Origin of the sequence: Corynebacterium sp. CNJ-954 (genome assembly GCF_001942345.1) — a bacterium.
Lineage (GTDB): Bacteria > Actinomycetota > Actinomycetes > Mycobacteriales > Mycobacteriaceae > Corynebacterium.
In genome coordinates this window covers 311,519-326,902 of sequence record NZ_MKKI01000022.1, presented here as the reverse complement: position 1 = coordinate 326,902, position 15,384 = coordinate 311,519, and the positions used below count along the sequence as shown (strand labels likewise).

Genomic DNA, 15,384 nt, shown 5'->3' with positions numbered 1-15,384 from the left:
GTCTATCGCCGACCCTTCTTGTCATCCTTGATGTGACCCTTGAAGGTCTTGGTCGGGGCGAACTCGCCCAGCTTGTGACCGACCATCGAATCGTCGATGAACACCGGCACATGCTTCCGACCGTCATGGACGGCGAAAGTGTGGCCGATGAAATCGGGAAGGATGGTGGACCGGCGAGACCAGGTCTTGATGACCTTCTTGGTGCCGGCGTCGTTCTGAACGTCCACCTTCGCGAGGAGGTGTTCGTCGACGAACGGGCCCTTCTTGAGGCTGCGTGGCATTCTCAACTACCTCCTTTAGCGCTTCTTGTTCTTGTTGCTGCGGCGACGGCGGACGATCAGCTTGTCGCTCGGACGGTTGGGCTTGCGGGTACGGCCCTCAGGCTGGCCCCACGGGGAGACCGGGTGGCGACCACCGGAGGTCTTACCCTCACCACCACCGTGCGGGTGGTCGACCGGGTTCATGACGACACCGCGGACGGTCGGGCGGACGCCCTTCCAGCGCATACGGCCGGCCTTGCCCCAACGGATGTTGATCTGGTCGACGTTGCCGACCTGACCGATGGTGGCGCGGCAACGGATGTCGACGCGGCGGATCTCGGAGGACGGCATACGCAGGATGGCGTACTTGCCCTCCTTACCCAGCAGCTGGACCGAGGCACCGGCGGAGCGGGCCATCTTGGCACCGCCGCCCGGCTTGAGCTCCACGGCGTGGATGGTCGTACCGGTCGGGATGTTGCGCAGCGGCAGGTTGTTGCCCGGCTTGATGTCGGCACCTGCACCGGACTCGACGATCGTGCCCTGCGTCAGACCGCGGGGAGCGATGATGTACCGCTTCTCGCCGTCGACGTAGTGCAGCAGCGCAATGTTTGCGGTGCGGTTGGGGTCGTACTCGATGTGCGCGACCTTGGCGGTGATACCGTCCTTGTCATTGCGACGGAAGTCGATGACACGGTAACGACGCTTGTGGCCGCCACCCTTGTGACGGGTGGTGATGTGGCCGTGGACGTTGCGGCCGCCGTTCTTCGACAGCGGGCGCAGCAGAGACTTCTCCGGGGTCGAGCGAGTGATCTCGTCGAATTCGGAAACGGAGCTCTGGCGGCGACCCGGCGTAGTCGGCTTGTACTTGCGAATAGCCATACTTCTGCTCTCTCTTTACCTGTCGGTATGCACGGCCGCTACGCGGTCGCACCACCGAAGATGTCGATGGGATCGCTGCCGGCGACCAGGGTCACCATGGCGCGCTTGGTGGCCTTGCGCTGACCGTAACCGGTGCGGGAACGCTTGCGCTTGCCCACGCGGTTGAGGGTGTTGACGCTGGCGACCTTCACACCGAAGATCTGCTCGACGGCAATCTTGATCTGGGTCTTGTTGGAGTCCGGGTTCACCAGGAACGTGTACACGTTCTGCTCCATGAGTCCGTAGGACTTCTCGGAGACCACGGGTGCGACGATGATGTCCCGGGGGTCGGCGATGGTGCTCACTTTGCCTCCTCCTTGGCTGCGGCCTTGGCGGTGTCAGCCACGGCGATGAAGCCGTTGAGCGCCTCGACGGAGAACACGATGTCGTCTGCGTTCAGGACGTCGTAGGTGTTGAGCTGATCGAAGGCCAGGGTGTGGACGTTCGGCAGGTTGTTGGCCGACTTCCACGCCGTGACGTCCTCGCGACCGAGGACGACCAGGACGGACTTCCGGTCGGTGAGACGCTCGATGAACGTCCGCGCGGCCTTGGTCGACGGAGTCTGGCCTGCGACGAGCTCCTCCACCAGGTGGATGCGCTCGTTGCGGACGCGGTCGGTGAGGGCACCGCGCAGTGCGGCCGCCTTCATCTTCTTCGGGGTCCGCTGGTCGTAGTCACGCGGCTGCGGGCCGTGGACCGTGCCACCACCGGTGTAGTGGGGGGCGCGGATCGAACCCTGACGGGCGCGGCCGGTCCCCTTCTGACGGAACGGCTTACGGCCACCACCGCGGACGTCACCGCGGGTCTTGGTGGCGTGGGTGCCCTGTCGCTTCGCGGCCAGCTGGGCCACCACGACCTGGTGCATCAGCGGAACGGACGGCTCCACGTCGAAGATGGACGCGGGCAGCTCGACCGAGCCGTTGGTGGCGCCGTCAGCGGTCTGGACGTTGAGAGTCAGGTTGCTCATGCGTGTGCACCGCCCTTCACTGCGGTCTTGACGGTAACGATACCGCCGTTAACTCCGGGGATGGCACCCTTGATGAGGAGCAGGTTGGACTCGAGGTCCAGCTTTGCGACCTTCAGGTTCTGCAGGGTGACGCGCTCGTTGCCCATACGGCCTGCCATCCGGGTGCCCTTGAAGACACGGCCCGGGGTGGCGCAAGCGCCGATGCCACCGACGCGGCGGTGAGCGGCCTGGTTACCGTGGGAAGCACCCTGGCCGGCGAAGCCGTGGCGCTTCATGGCGCCGGCGTAGCCCTTGCCCTTGGAGGTGCCGGTGACGTCAACGAAGTTGACCTCACTGAACAGTTCTGCGGTGATGTCCTGGCCGACCTCGTAGGCGGAGGCGTCTTCGACGCGGATCTCCGTCACGTGGCGGCGCGGGGTCACACCGGCCTTCTTGAAATGACCGGCCTGCGGCTTGTTGACCTTGCGCGGGTCAATGTCGCCGTAGGCGATCTGGACGGCGTCGTAGCCGTCGATGTCCTTGGTGCGCACCTGGGTGACGACGCACGGCCCAGCTTCGACGACAGTGACCGGAACGACCCGGTTGTCCTCGTCGAAGATCTGGGTCATGCCGAGCTTCTTGCCCAGGATGCCCTTGATCTCGTTTTCACTCATAATTCAGTCTCCGCTGCCTCAGTTCAGACTCAAGTCCACAATCTCTGACGAGATCACTGGATGTTGACGTCGACGCTTGCCGGCAGATCGATGCGCATCAGGGCGTCAACGGTCTTCGGCGTCGGGTCGAGAATGTCGATCAGGCGCTTGTGGGTGCGCATCTCGAAGTGCTCGCGCGAGTCCTTGTACTTGTGCGGCGAGCGGATGACGCAGTACACGTTCTTCTCAGTGGGCAGAGGCACAGGGCCGACCACACGAGCACCGGTACGGGTGACCGTTTCGACGATCTTCTTCGCAGAAGCGTCGATTGCCTCGTGATCGTAGGCCTTGAGCCTGATGCGGATCTTCTGTCCCGCCACGCTAGTCCTCTTCCTCGTGTCCCCCTCGCCCGGTGACCCGGGTCCGAGGGAACTTCTTTTCAATGTCAACGCTGTCCGGCCGGGGGCCTGGCACAGTCGCCAGTTATGACTTCGGTTGGTCTCACGGTCTCCCGGGATGCCGTCGCAGAAACGATGGCAAACACGGTGTCCGTCCGACCGGTCCCGGGACACTTCCCGACGACCGCCGAATCATGGTGAGGAAGAGCCCCTCCAACGTGGTGGCCGGGATCTTCACTTACTGCCGCTGTTTATTTGCCATGCCCCACTCCGGCCCCCGCGGTCGGGCGTGTCTGCCGTCTCCGCGTGGGTTACCGCACGACAGTTCCACCCCGGACGGATGAAATTCCGGTCCGAGGCATTCTGCCGATGATGGTTCATGCTCACTTCACCATCTGCGCCGTCTTGCACCACAACCCTCCCAACCACCGGTTCCGATACGGCCTGATGACGGGGCATAAAGCAATGGCGCTCAGACACAATGTCAAAGCAACGTCCGCTATTTAACCACGGAGAGCCGGTTCCTTCAAATCCATCCACCCTCCCCCGAACTGGTGCGGTCCCACGCCGCCACCAGCACGGCCGCGAAAAGTGAGTACGCTGGCGCCCACACCTTCCTTCAGCACCATCAAGAACAGTGAGGCCACCCTATGAGTGACAACGACTCCACGAACAACGCCGGCAAGGCGAACGCTCCCGCTGTCCAGGACGACAACTCCGTCGACTCTGAACTGTTCACCGATCACGGACGGACTTCTGTCGCCGACGTCGTCGTGTCGAAGATCGCCGGCATGGCAGCACGCGAGGTTTCCGGTGTCCATGACCTGGGCGGCGGCGCCTCCCGCACCATCGGCGCGCTGCGCGAGCGCATCCCCGGCGGCCGGGTCAACGTCCAGCAGGGTATCTCGGTGGAGGTCGGCGACCGCCAGGCTGCCGTCGACATCTCCATCGTGGCAGAGTACGGCGTCGCCATCCACGAACTGGCTGAGGCGATTCGCCGCAACATCATCCTCTCCGTCGAGGAGATGACGGGCCTGCAGGTGACCGAGGTCAACGTCGTCGTCCACGATGTCCACCTTCCCGAGGACCACGACGATGAGGAGGACGAGCCGGAGCAGGCCCCCGCGTCCAGTAACCGCTGTCGTCCTCCCGTCCCCAGCCCCCGTCCCCGCCACCACGTCACCTTGGAGCCGTCATGAGTACCCCCGGAGCACAGGGCCCGCCCCCGGACTTCCGCAAGGATCCGGAGTACGTCCGTGAGCGCCGTCAGGTCATCCGCGACAACCACCCCGATACCGGTGGCTCGGATGCCCGGCTCATCGCGGCCCTCAGCGAACTCGACTCCCGCTGGCAACGCCGGGCGTCGGTTCGGCATGGCGTGGAGAGCGTCCGCCTCCCCGGCTTCATACCCGACGATGTGGCGCGGCAAGCCACCGAGTTCGCGGGTCGGACATCCGATGAAGTACTCCGGCGGACAGAAGACCTCCGGGCCAAGGGTGCCGTCATCGCGCATTCCCCGAGAACCCGACGGGTGATGCGCGCCGCCGGCAAGTTCGTCCGGGACGCTGACCGCACCGTCCGGTCGCGACTCCCCACCAGTTTCCCCGGTGCCCGACGGTTCTCGGACACCGGTACCGACGAGAAATCCAACTGATAGTGAGGTCATGATGAAGTACGCGACAATAATTGGCGTGCTGCTGGGGTTCCTCCTGGCAGTCGGTGCCCTCTGGGACGGCGTGGTCGGTTTCCTCGTTGTGCTGGTCCTCTGCGGAGTCGGCGGTGCCGTCGGCGCCCACGTGGAAGGTGTCATCGACCTTCGCCGTGCCTTCAACAGCAGCGGTCGGGGACGGGGCTGATTCCCCGTGTCCCCTTCTCATTCCGAGATCGCCTCAACCGCTGACAGTACTGCGGTCCCCGGCGGGAGTGGTGCCGCTGACGAGCTCCCCCGCAGTGGGGCCTACCGACAGCAGCGGACCCACATTTCCATCGACATGAAGGTCCTGGAGAAGATCGCCACCCGGGCCGCGCTCTCCGTGCCCGGTGTCATCCGGCACTCCTCGGGCATAGGCCAGTTCACGGGCCGCCGGTTGCCTCGGGTGAGCGTACAGATGGACCCCGGTGGCCGTGCCGCCGTCGCGGACATCCAGATCGCCACCGCCTGGCCGGCGCCCACTGTCGCGGTAGCGCAGGTCACCAGGGAGACTGTCGGCGAATGGATCGAGCACTCGACCGGTGTACCGGTACTGGCCGTCAACGTGGATGTGGCAGCCGTCGTCCCGGGGTCCGACGAGACAGTCACCGTCACCGACCTGGAGACGGCACCCCGGACCCCGGAGTACACCCGCGTGTCCGCCACCCCGCTGAAAGCGTCCTCCCCGGCCGTCACCCGGCAGATCACGGAGGTCACCGTGCCGGCGACGCCCGTACCGCAGAAACCGTTCCACCCCCGGGCAGTGACGTCGGTCCAGCTCACGCCGGTCACCGCACGTCGTCCGGAACCTGCACGGCACGTCTCCGCACCGACGCTTCGTCCGGTCCTGCATCCCACACCGCCGGCACCGGTCCATGCGACGCCGGTCGAGCCGCCCCGGCCGACCGAAGTGATGCACCCGGTGACTCCGTCCGCTGGCCCTGTGATGCACCCACGGTCACCCACAGCACGGCTCGTCCGCGCCTGCTGGAACCGGTCATCGTCGATCACGTGACCGTCACGGCTCCACCACCGCCGCGCGGGCTCCGTATCCTCTACGACGTGCCCACCCCTGGGGCACCGCTACTACACGACATACCGACCCCGCGTGGCCTGCCGACCCGCGCCGTGCCAACCCCCCAGGGCCTCGGGGTGACAATCTTTCCGACCGTCCGGAGACGCCGCCGCATTCCGGTGACCGTCGACACGTCCCGTCGCTGGCGTTCCACCGGCACGGGCGACAACAGGGCGCCCGGCGACGACGACAGGAGTCCGCGATGACAACAGCACAGCATCCGGAGCGTTACCGGCCGGAACCGTCAGGCAGATTCGCCGCCGACCTGGACCTGTCCGACAACACCACGACCGCGGCCCCCGGCGACGAACCACAGGCCCCTCAGCCAAAAGCCTCTCCCCTGGCACGCGGGTGGACGATCGTCCTGGGCCTGGTCCTGCTCTGTGCCACAGCGGTCATTGTCCGTGACCTGCTCATCCTCAACGGCTCCGTGTCAGGACGCCAGCTGCTCCCCCCGGTCTTCGACTGGTTCGCCACCGTGGAGAGTGAATCCTGGATGCTGTGGGCCGGCATCGGATGTGCCCTCGTCGCCGTGTTCTTCCTCCTTGTCTCCGTGCGACCCCGTCGACGTACCCACATGGCTTTCGGTGACGGATCGGAGCTCTACGCCCGTCCTGTCGATGTCGCGCGGCTCTCCACAGCCACCGCCCGGCGGGTCCCCGGTGTCCTCTCCGCCCACACGGTGACGACGCGTAAGAAGATCTCGGTCAAGGTCGTGACGGCGGTCACGCCGGAGTCCGCCGAGACGATCCGTGCCCGGGTGGCCACGCATGTCTCCGAACTCTCCGCACTCCTGGACCCCACCCCGACTGTCCAGGTGACGGTTACTCCGGGAGGTGAAGGGCGATGAACCGTGGAAAGGCCTCATTCGACCGCTTCGTGACGTTCCTGCTCTTCCTTGTCTTCGGAGGTATCGCTTTCTGGATGATCGGTCTCCGCCTGGACCTCGCACCCGCGACACGGATCGGTGACTACGTCAACAGGGACTTCTGGGCGGACCTGAGCACACGCGACAACTACGACACCATTCTCGTCATCGCAGCCGTGGTGACGGGCGTCCTCGGTCTCCTGCTCATCGGGATCAACATCGAGCGTAAACGCCTCGGGCGCAGCGCATCCCCGACCTCCGCGCCGACCGGCACCATCCGTACGTCGCCAGCCGACATCGCCTCCGCCGTCGCGCAGACCTTCGACAAACGTGACGACGTCCGCTCCGCCACCTACCGGGCAAGTGAAGACAGGGGAATCGACATCATCGAGATCCGGTTGCGGATCCCCGCGGAAGCCGATGTCACTGAACTCAACGACAGCTGCCGCCGCGCCGCCGCGGACATCACCGCCGCCTTACCCGGGCAGGAGGTTCTCCCCCGGTTCCTTCTCCAGGTGGAGCAACCGGCACGCCCGGATTAACCCGGCCGAGACCTCTTCCGCGGGGTGCGCGAACGCGGCAGAGAACCTTGACGGTGAGGCTACCCTACTGATAGTCTTCCCCAGGTAAGCGAACCCTCACAAGGGTCCGTTCCGCGTCGACCATCAGAAGGAAGAACGTGGTCTCCGGCTGGGTTCGGGACCTCCACGTGCCCATGACACACACCCTGAACACACGGCAGGATGCCGTCGCCGGAACGCAGGACTCGGAGGCCCGTTCCACGGCGACCGCCGGGACCGCCGGGCTCTACACCAAACGTGCCGTTGGTCTCGTGGCGCTGCTCGTTGTCCTCCTCGCCGCATTCATCGCCAGTCTCGCACACGGAGCCAACCCGATCCCCTACGCGGACGTGTGGGACGCCATCTGGCACCGCGGGGAGAATGAAGCGTCCTACATCGTCTGGGACCAACGTTTCCCCCGGACGGTCATCGCCATCGTCACAGGGGCGGCCTTCGCACTCTCCGGCGCGCTGATCCAGGCACTCACCCGGAACCCACTGGCCGACTCCGGCATCCTGGGAGTCAATGCAGGCGCGGGACTCGCCGTAACCGTCGGGGTCGGGGTATTCGGCATCGCGGGAATCACCCAGTACATCTGGTTCGCATTCATCGGCGCAGCAGCAACGACAATCCTGGTGTACATCATCGGGCTCGCCGGTGGCGCACGCGGCGCCAATCCGGCCACGCTCGTCCTGGCAGGTGTCGCCCTCGCCGCAGTGTTCGGAGGAATCACCAGCTTCCTCCAGCTCATCGACCCCGACACCTTCGAGGCCATCCGTAACTGGAACCTCGGATCCGTGGCCAGAACCTCCCTGGATGACGCCCAGTCGGTTCTACCGTTCCTCCTCCTCGGATTCGTGCTGGCGGTCATCGTCTCCACCGACCTGAACTCGATCGCCCTGGGTGATGACCTCGCCGCCTCACTCGGCACCAAAGTCGTACGTGCCAGGATTCTCACCATCCTCGCCGTCACCGTGCTCGCCGGTGGCGCCACGGCGCTCACCGGCGGTATCGGCTTCGTGGGGCTGATGGTGCCCCATGTGGTGAGGTGGATCGTCGGGCCGGATCAACGCTGGATCTTCTTCTACTGCCTGATCGGCGGGCCTGTGATGGTGCTTCTGGCCGACACACTCGGTCGTGTCATCGCGCGCCCGGGCGAGATCGAGGTCGGCATCCTGACTGCGGTCATCGGCGCACCGGTGCTTATCGCGCTGGTCAGGCGAAAGAATGCGAGCGGCCTGTGAGAACGCCTGTACAGAACACTGCGAAGATCAGCAATGCGTCCATCGATTTCGGTTACATCAGCCGGACGGTCCGCACACCCTTCACCGACCACCGGCTGCATATCCGGTCCGGTGTCGTCGCCTGCCTTTTCATCGGCTCGGCCGCGTTACTGGCGCTCGTCGCGATCGGGATCGGACAGTACCCGCTCTCCCCGCTGGAGGTCTTCAACGCCATCATCGGCAAGGGCGAACCCTTCCACCGCATCGTGGTCGTCGAGTGGCGTATGCCCGTGGCCATTTCAGCCGTCTTCTTCGGCGCGCTCCTGGGGATCGGAGGCGCGGTCTTCCAGTCGATGACCCGAAACCCCCTGGGATCCCCGGACATCATCGGCTTCGACGCCGGTTCATTCACCGCCGTCACACTGACCATGCTGGTCATCGGTTCAACCGCCTACTGGAACATCGCTTTCGCCGCCATCATCGGAGGCGTACTGACTGCTTTCCTGGTGTTCCTCCTTGCCAGGAAGAACAAGTCGGTGCAGAGTTTCCGCCTGATCATCGTCGGGATCGGCGTATCCGCCACTCTCGGGTCCCTCAACGCGTACCTGATCACCCGCGCGGACGTCGAGGACGCCATGATGGTCGGATTCTGGTCCGCCGGGTCGATCAACCGCGTCACCTGGCAGTCCCTGCTCCCGGTCCTGGCCATCGGCATCGTGGTAATCGTGCTGATCGCACTGCTCGCGCCCGCATTGAAGCAGATGGAACTCGGCGACGATGCGGCCACCACCCAGGGCATCAACGTGGAGCGAACCCGCCTGGCACTGATGATCACCGGTGTCGCGACGACCGCCCTGGTCACTGCCGCAGCGGGACCCATCGGTTTCATCGCCCTGGTGGCCCCGCAACTGGCCCGGCGCATCGCGGGAACACCGGGAGTCACCGTTCTCGGCGCTGCCGCCGTCGGTGCCGCGCTCCTTACTTTCGCCCACTTCCTCTCGCTGGTCATCGCCCAGTTCTACCGGTCGATCCCGGTCGGGCTCCTGACCGTCAGTGTGGGCGGCATCTACATGATCTGGCTGCTCGTGCGTGAGGCACGTAAGCAGTACGGAACACCGAAACAGACGAACTGACGGGACCACCGCATGACTGATACGACACCCTCCGCGACGAGTCGGCTCCAGGCACTCGACGCCACCATCGGTTACGACCAGCGGATCATCTCCACCGAGCTGTCCGTGGAGATCCCGCACGAGTCCTTCACAGCCATCATCGGGCCGAACGGCTGTGGCAAGTCGACGCTTCTCCGGGCCCTGGCCCGGGTCCTGTCACCGGTGAAGGGATCGGTGCTGTTGGACGGTAAGGAGATCTCCTCCTACGGTGCCAAGGACGTTGCCCGCCAACTCGGTCTCCTCCCCCAGACGTCGCTGGCGCCGGAGGGGATCCGCGTCGCGGACCTCGTCGCCCGCGGAAGGGCACCGTACCAGTCGCTGTTTCACCAGTGGTCCCGCGAAGACGAGCAGGCCGTCAAGGATGCTCTGGTCGCGACGCATACCGACGAACTCTCCAGTCGTCTCGTGGCAGAACTCTCCGGAGGCCAGCGACAGCGGGTCTGGGTGGCCATGCTCCTCGCCCAGCAGACCCCGATCATGCTGCTGGATGAACCGACCACGTTCCTCGACATCGCCCATCAGTACGAGTTGCTCGAGCTGTTACGCACCTTCCATGATCACAGGAAGACCGTGGTCGCCGTCCTCCACGACCTCAACCAGGCCTGCAGGTACGCTGGGCACCTCATCGTGATGCGCGATGGTGCGATCGTCACCACCGGCGCTCCCTCCGAGGTGATGACACCGGACCTCGTCGAAGAGGTCTTCGGCTTACGGGCCCTTGTCGTACCCGACCCGGTGACCGGCACACCGACCATCGTGCCCCTCGATCCTCGCCAGGCGGACGCTGCCGGCGATGTTATTGACCCGGTGGGCAGTCGTCCCGCTGCTAGGAGTCACTGACGACCTCCCACGACTCCACCGGTCCGGTTTCCACGGTGAACAACGGGTGCGGAGGTACCACCCCGTTCGTCGGCAGGTGCGGGAGCCACTCTTCTGCGCGGGCAGCTACTTTGCGGCGCAGATGCCCCAGCTCGTAGGTGAGCTGACCGTCGGTGACCGGGATGGACACCGTCTCCTGCGGGATGGCGGGGACGTGGATCCGAGAACCGTCGAAGGAATAACCACGTGCCGTCGCCTCTGCGCGCAGGCCGGTCAGAAATGCCCCGACCGCCCGGGTCGGCTCCGGGTGTGCCCGAAAGCGGATGAGTTGGGGATGTGCCTTGTATCCGCGGGTCCCGCCCTCGAGCACTTTCTGGGCGAGAAGGGCTTCACGCCAGCAGGCGACGAGGGCAGCGCGGTCAAGTATCGAGGGGTGCAGGCTCCACAGTCGCATACCCGGCAATCGTACGCGGCGAACCCGTCTCCGGCGTCTCCGTCGTCCCGTCAGACTGTGACGGGACGACGTTGCTGGTTCTGCAGTACCCGCGCGAAGGTCGCGAACTTGGTCGCCGTCTCCCGGTGTTCTTCCTCCGGTACTGACCCCGAGACGATCCCGGCACCCGCGAACAGCTGCGCCCTGCTACCGGAGACCACGCCACCCCGCAGCGACAGTGCCCATTCCGCGTTTCCCTCCGCGTCGACCCAGCCGACCAGACCCGAGTACATTCCCCGGTCGAAATCCTCGAGCTCCGTGATGACGTCACGTGCCGTCGCGGTCGGCCAACCACAGACAGCAGGGGTCGGATGCAGGTCATAGAGCATCCTCATGAAGGCTCCCGGGGAGCCCGCCTGAGGCAACCTGCCGGTGATCCGGCTCCCGAGGTGGAGGATGACCGGGGTCGACACCACACCGGGCGCCTCCGGGACGACGACGCTCTCCGCGTACCGGTGGAAGACCTCGCCGACCTGTCGCACGACGTGCGCGTGCTCTGCCCGGTCTTTGGGGGAATTCAGCAGCCCCCGGGTGAGGTCACGGTCCCGGGCGGGGTTCTCCCGGTCCCGGGGGACCGAACCAGCCAGAGGGAAGCTCGTCACCGCGCCACGTCGACTACGGAGGACGAGCTCTGGGCTGGCACCGACCAGTGTCCCCTCACCGCAGGCACTGCCGTCGGTGGCGTCGATGTTGGTCCGGTACACGTAGGCATGGGGGTTCGCCACGCCTAGATCGTAGACCAGACGGTCGATGTCGAAATCCTCGTCTGCGTCAAGAACGGCGGTCCGTGCCAGCACAACCTTTTCAAGGTCGCCCGCGTCGATCCGCTCGACCGCCCGGGCCACCGCCCTCCGGTACCCGGGCGAGTCGGGGAGGCTGACCGGTGTCGAGGACGCCGCTCCCTGCATGGCAGTCGGTACTGAGCCATCCCCCGAGCCTTCCCCTACGTCGTCGCCCCCGGTCGCCTGACGCCATGTGACGTCCTCGGGAATGTACAACGCGGCAGGACGCGCGGTGTCGAACGGAATACACCCGACCACCGGGCCGTCATGACCGGCATGTGTGAGGAGTGATTCAATCGCATCGGCGACACCCGGACCGTCCCAGGTTTCCGGTGCGACGACATGCGCGACGCCTCGCGCGGTGAGCCGGTACTCCGGCGTCGAAAACTCGAACATCGCGTGCGGACCACGCGGGTCAACGCTGGCTGGCACCACCATCGACGACCACCTCCTGGAGAGTCATGTGACGGGCACCGTCACCGGACAGAAATACGACGACTGACGCGATGTCCTCGGGGGACGCGATGCGCCCCAGGGGGATCCCGGACTTGTACAGGTCCGGCTGGCCAGCCACCAGGGCTTCGTCTGAACCGAGCCCCTCGATCATTGACGTACGTGTCGTCCCCGGGCAGACGACGTTGCACCGTACATTCTCACGGCCCAGCTCAAGGCCGAAGGACCTCGTCACACTACTGGCAGCGGCTTTCGACGCTGCATAGGCTGCCATGGACGACCGTGGCACCGTCCCCGCATTCGATCCCACCGTGACAATCGAACCTCCGCCGTTGGCCGCCATCCGGGGGCCGAGGGCGCGGCACATCGCGAAGACGCCGAACGCATTGACAGAGAACTGCCGGTCCCAGTCGTCGTCCGTGGCGTCCTTTCCCGGACCGGTGGCAATGACACCCGCACCGTTGACCAGGGAGTCAACCGCTCCTACGGTCTCCCAGATCTGGCGGGTCACCGAATCGACCTGGTCCGAATCCCCCACGTCGAGACCTACCCGATACAGCGCACCTGGCAATGAGGATTCCACCCGGACTATTTCCCGAGGGTAGGTGATGTCCGCGGCGGTCACCGTATTACCCTCGGACAGGAGCTGCGTGACGACAGCGTTCCCGATTCCGCCCGCAGCGCCAGTCACCACGTGATGACGCGCAGGCCCGTACGAGTCTGCAACCATGCTAAGCGTCCGACCCCACAGTCTCGGTCACTCGAGCCGAGGACGACAGACCTGCCACCACGTGGTCGGTGTCGACAACCTGGCCGCACCGTGCGGCGGCGAACGTCAGCGCGGCACGGTGATCGCCGGATGTGAAGTCAGCCATGGCGTCGGCGACGAGGAAAGGCTTGATGTCCCGCATGAAGGCGGACGTCGCGGTGGCAAGGCAACCGATATGGGCGTAGACACCGGCGATGATGAGCTGGTCCCGACCGTCCGCGGCAAGGATCTCTTCGAGGTCTGAACGGGAGAACGCGTCATAGCGCCATTTGGTCAGGACGGTGTCCGTCGCACCGGGTGACAGGGCGTCGACGATCCCTGCCTCCGCCTCCTCCTGGAGGCCGGGGCCCCAGAAGTCCCATAGCAGACCACGGTCGGCCGGGTCCTGGTTCGGAGGTTGGGCGGTGTAGAACACGGGGATGCCCGCGTCTTCTGCGGCTCGACGCAGTGACCCGATGTTCTCGATGACCGTCGCGATCATCGGCGAGTCTGCGCCGAACGCGTCGATAAAGTAGTTCTGCATATCGTGGATCAGCAGAGCCGCGTGAGGGGCGTCCACCTGCCAATCGGCCCGACTGTTCGGCAGGTCATCTGCCACCGGTAGCTGATATGACTGGATAGAGGGAAGCACTGCGTCCTCCTTGAGGGAGAGAGATGTGAGGGACTGTCGCCACCACTGGGGACGGCACGCAGCGTACCCTACCCTGTATTCGGGTATGGCAGACCTACTTATGGCATTTCTCACAACAACGGCCACAGCCGCCTGGATCGACCGCTACATTCTTGACCACCGGACCGCAGACGCAGATCAGCCCCCACCCGTCATACGGATGGGGGCTGAGAGTCGTTCAACGCCTCCGAGAGGAAACGATGACGAAGCCTGTCAGATCAGACTACTTGTTGATCTTGGTGACACGGCCGGCGCCGACGGTGCGGCCACCCTCACGGATGGCGAACCGCAGGCCCTCGTCCATGGCGACCGGCTGGATCAGGGTGACGCTCATGTCGACGTTGTCGCCGGGCATGACCATCTCGGTGCCCTCCGGCAGCTTCACGACGCCGGTGACGTCGGTGGTGCGGAAGTAGAACTGCGGGCGGTAGTTGTCGAAGAACGGAGTGTGGCGGCCGCCCTCATCCTTGGAGAGGATGTAGACGGAGCCCTCGAACTCGGTGTGCGGGGTGTATGCGCCCGGCTTGGCGATAACCTGACCGCGCTCGACGTCCTCGCGCTTCAGGCCACGGAGCAGCAGTGCGGCGTTGTCGCCGGCCTCTGCGGAATCCAGCAGCTTGTTGAACATCTCGATGGAGGTCACCGTGGTCTTGGTGGACTTCTCGCGGATGCCGATGATCTCGATCTCGTCGTTCAGGTTCAGCTGACCGCGCTCGACACGGCCGGTGACGACGGTGCCGCGACCGGTGATCGTGAAGATGTCCTCGACGGGCATGAGGAACGGCTTGTCGGTCTCGCGCTCCGGATCCGGGATGGAGTCGTCGCAGGCCTGCATGAGGTCGACGATCGCCTGGGTCCACTTCGGGTCACCCTCGAGTGCCTTCAGCGCGGAGATCTGGACGATCGGAGCCTCTTCGTCGTAGTCCTGCTCGCCCAGGAGCTCGCGGACCTCCATCTCGACGAGCTCGATGAGATCCTCATCGTCGACCATGTCGCACTTGTTCAGGGCAACGAGGATGTAGGGGACGCCGACCTGGCGGGCCAGGAGGACGTGCTCACGGGTCTGCGGCATCGGGCCGTCGGTGGCGGCGACAACGAGGATCGCGCCGTCCATCTGAGCGGCACCGGTGATCATGTTCTTGATGTAGTCGGCGTGACCCGGGGCGTCCACGTGTGCGTAGTGGCGCTTCTCCGTCTGGTACTCGACGTGGGAGATGTTGATCGTGATACCACGCTCGCGCTCCTCCGGCGCCTTGTCGATCGCGTCGAAAGCGAAGGCCTGGTTGAGCTCCGGGTAGGTGTCAGCCAGAACCTTCGTGATAGCGGCAGTCGTCGTGGTCTTGCCGTGGTCGACGTGACCGATGGTGCCGATGTTAACGTGCGGCTTAGTACGCTCGAACTTAGCCTTCGCCACTGTGATGTCCTCCTGGACTCTTCGGTGACTACGACTTTCGCAGCCACGTGGGGTTGTATTTTCCGGTACCGGGTCCACCGCTGATCGCAGCGGCCGGAACACCGGAATCTTTCATTGTGCCGATTACAGCATCGTACAGCGCGTTGGCGGCCGTGACATCCCCGCACCGGAAACGGCGGGACTGAAAGGGCTTCCTGCCTTCACGCAGGTGCTGGGTAACG

20 protein-coding genes are annotated in these 15,384 nt (G+C 65.1%); 9 read left to right on the top strand and 11 right to left on the bottom strand.

The features are described 5' to 3' along the window. Positions 1–2 precede the first annotated feature (2 nt). Genes rpsS through rpsJ form a run of 6 tightly spaced genes read right to left on the bottom strand, consistent with a single transcriptional unit; the run spans position 3 to position 3,157 of the window. Positions 3–281: a 30S ribosomal protein S19 gene (gene rpsS / locus BJF89_RS09380; RefSeq protein WP_014010890.1), complete on the bottom strand. Its 279-nt coding sequence runs from the start codon at positions 279–281 to the stop codon at positions 3–5. A 15-nt stretch (positions 282–296) separates the two neighbouring features. Continuing rightward, positions 297–1,139 (bottom strand): 50S ribosomal protein L2, encoded by an 843-nt coding sequence (rplB, locus tag BJF89_RS09375; RefSeq protein WP_075814249.1) that lies wholly within the window; start codon positions 1,137–1,139, stop codon positions 297–299. Positions 1,140–1,177: 38 nt separating this feature from the next. Continuing rightward, on the bottom strand, positions 1,178–1,483 hold the full coding sequence (rplW, locus tag BJF89_RS09370; protein WP_038546277.1) for a 50S ribosomal protein L23: 306 nt from the start codon (positions 1,481–1,483) through the stop codon (positions 1,178–1,180). Then, on the bottom strand, positions 1,480–2,145 hold the full coding sequence (gene rplD / locus BJF89_RS09365) for a 50S ribosomal protein L4 (protein WP_038546273.1): 666 nt from the start codon (positions 2,143–2,145) through the stop codon (positions 1,480–1,482). The genes rplW and rplD overlap by 4 nt, the downstream gene beginning before the upstream one ends. Then, positions 2,142–2,798, bottom strand: a complete 657-nt coding sequence (gene rplC / locus BJF89_RS09360; protein ID WP_075814247.1) for a 50S ribosomal protein L3 — start codon at positions 2,796–2,798, stop codon at positions 2,142–2,144. Before rplC ends, rplD begins: the two co-directional genes overlap by 4 nt. 53 nt (positions 2,799–2,851) lie before the next feature. Beyond that, the gene (gene rpsJ, locus BJF89_RS09355; protein ID WP_010120790.1) at positions 2,852–3,157 is read right to left on the bottom strand and encodes a 30S ribosomal protein S10; all 306 of its coding nucleotides are present in this window, start codon (positions 3,155–3,157) and stop codon (positions 2,852–2,854) included. A 668-nt stretch (positions 3,158–3,825) separates the two neighbouring features. Between rpsJ and BJF89_RS09350 the strand changes: the two genes are divergently transcribed. The 9 genes from BJF89_RS09350 (at position 3,826) to BJF89_RS09310 (ending at position 10,603) form a co-directional block, all read left to right on the top strand. Then, a complete protein-coding gene (locus BJF89_RS09350; RefSeq protein ID WP_083650611.1) occupies positions 3,826–4,374 on the top strand; it encodes an Asp23/Gls24 family envelope stress response protein in 549 nt (182 codons plus the stop codon). Continuing rightward, the gene (locus tag BJF89_RS09345) at positions 4,371–4,829 is read left to right on the top strand and encodes a hypothetical protein (RefSeq protein WP_075814245.1); all 459 of its coding nucleotides are present in this window, start codon (positions 4,371–4,373) and stop codon (positions 4,827–4,829) included. The genes BJF89_RS09350 and BJF89_RS09345 overlap by 4 nt, the downstream gene beginning before the upstream one ends. A gap of 10 nt (positions 4,830–4,839) precedes the next feature. Next, the gene (locus tag BJF89_RS09340; protein ID WP_038546250.1) at positions 4,840–5,031 is read left to right on the top strand and encodes a hypothetical protein; all 192 of its coding nucleotides are present in this window, start codon (positions 4,840–4,842) and stop codon (positions 5,029–5,031) included. Between the two features lie 6 nt (positions 5,032–5,037). Next, a complete protein-coding gene (locus BJF89_RS09335; protein ID WP_075814243.1) occupies positions 5,038–5,880 on the top strand; it encodes an Asp23/Gls24 family envelope stress response protein in 843 nt (280 codons plus the stop codon). 262 nt (positions 5,881–6,142) lie between these two features. Further along, positions 6,143–6,790: a DUF6286 domain-containing protein gene (locus BJF89_RS09330; protein ID WP_255372568.1), complete on the top strand. Its 648-nt coding sequence runs from the start codon at positions 6,143–6,145 to the stop codon at positions 6,788–6,790. After that, entirely contained in the window at positions 6,787–7,350 is a 564-nt protein-coding gene (locus BJF89_RS09325; RefSeq protein WP_075814241.1) for a hypothetical protein, read from the top strand. The genes BJF89_RS09330 and BJF89_RS09325 overlap by 4 nt, the downstream gene beginning before the upstream one ends. Before the next feature lie 173 nt (positions 7,351–7,523). Continuing rightward, entirely contained in the window at positions 7,524–8,612 is a 1,089-nt protein-coding gene (locus BJF89_RS09320; RefSeq protein ID WP_255372567.1) for an iron ABC transporter permease, read from the top strand. Beyond that, positions 8,609–9,724: an iron chelate uptake ABC transporter family permease subunit gene (locus BJF89_RS09315; protein WP_075814239.1), complete on the top strand. Its 1,116-nt coding sequence runs from the start codon at positions 8,609–8,611 to the stop codon at positions 9,722–9,724. The genes BJF89_RS09320 and BJF89_RS09315 overlap by 4 nt, the downstream gene beginning before the upstream one ends. A 12-nt stretch (positions 9,725–9,736) precedes the next feature. Continuing rightward, positions 9,737–10,603: an ABC transporter ATP-binding protein gene (locus tag BJF89_RS09310; protein WP_075814237.1), complete on the top strand. Its 867-nt coding sequence runs from the start codon at positions 9,737–9,739 to the stop codon at positions 10,601–10,603. Here BJF89_RS09310 and BJF89_RS09305 read toward each other — a convergent pair. From BJF89_RS09305 to tuf, 5 genes are all read right to left on the bottom strand, one after another. Beyond that, positions 10,590–11,036: a pyrimidine dimer DNA glycosylase/endonuclease V gene (locus BJF89_RS09305; protein ID WP_075814235.1), complete on the bottom strand. Its 447-nt coding sequence runs from the start codon at positions 11,034–11,036 to the stop codon at positions 10,590–10,592. The genes BJF89_RS09310 and BJF89_RS09305 overlap by 14 nt on opposite strands. A 50-nt stretch (positions 11,037–11,086) precedes the next feature. After that, complete coding sequence (locus BJF89_RS09300; RefSeq protein ID WP_075814233.1) at positions 11,087–12,295, bottom strand: isochorismate synthase MenF; 1,209 nt, start codon at positions 12,293–12,295, stop codon at positions 11,087–11,089. Then, the gene (locus tag BJF89_RS09295; protein WP_075814231.1) at positions 12,273–13,040 is read right to left on the bottom strand and encodes an SDR family oxidoreductase; all 768 of its coding nucleotides are present in this window, start codon (positions 13,038–13,040) and stop codon (positions 12,273–12,275) included. Before BJF89_RS09295 ends, BJF89_RS09300 begins: the two co-directional genes overlap by 23 nt. Position 13,041: 1 nt before the next feature. Next, positions 13,042–13,677: an isochorismatase family protein gene (locus tag BJF89_RS09290; RefSeq protein ID WP_369803694.1), complete on the bottom strand. Its 636-nt coding sequence runs from the start codon at positions 13,675–13,677 to the stop codon at positions 13,042–13,044. Positions 13,678–13,972: 295 nt separating this feature from the next. Beyond that, positions 13,973–15,163 (bottom strand): elongation factor Tu, encoded by a 1,191-nt coding sequence (tuf, locus tag BJF89_RS09285; RefSeq protein WP_075814227.1) that lies wholly within the window; start codon positions 15,161–15,163, stop codon positions 13,973–13,975. Positions 15,164–15,384 lie beyond the last annotated feature (221 nt).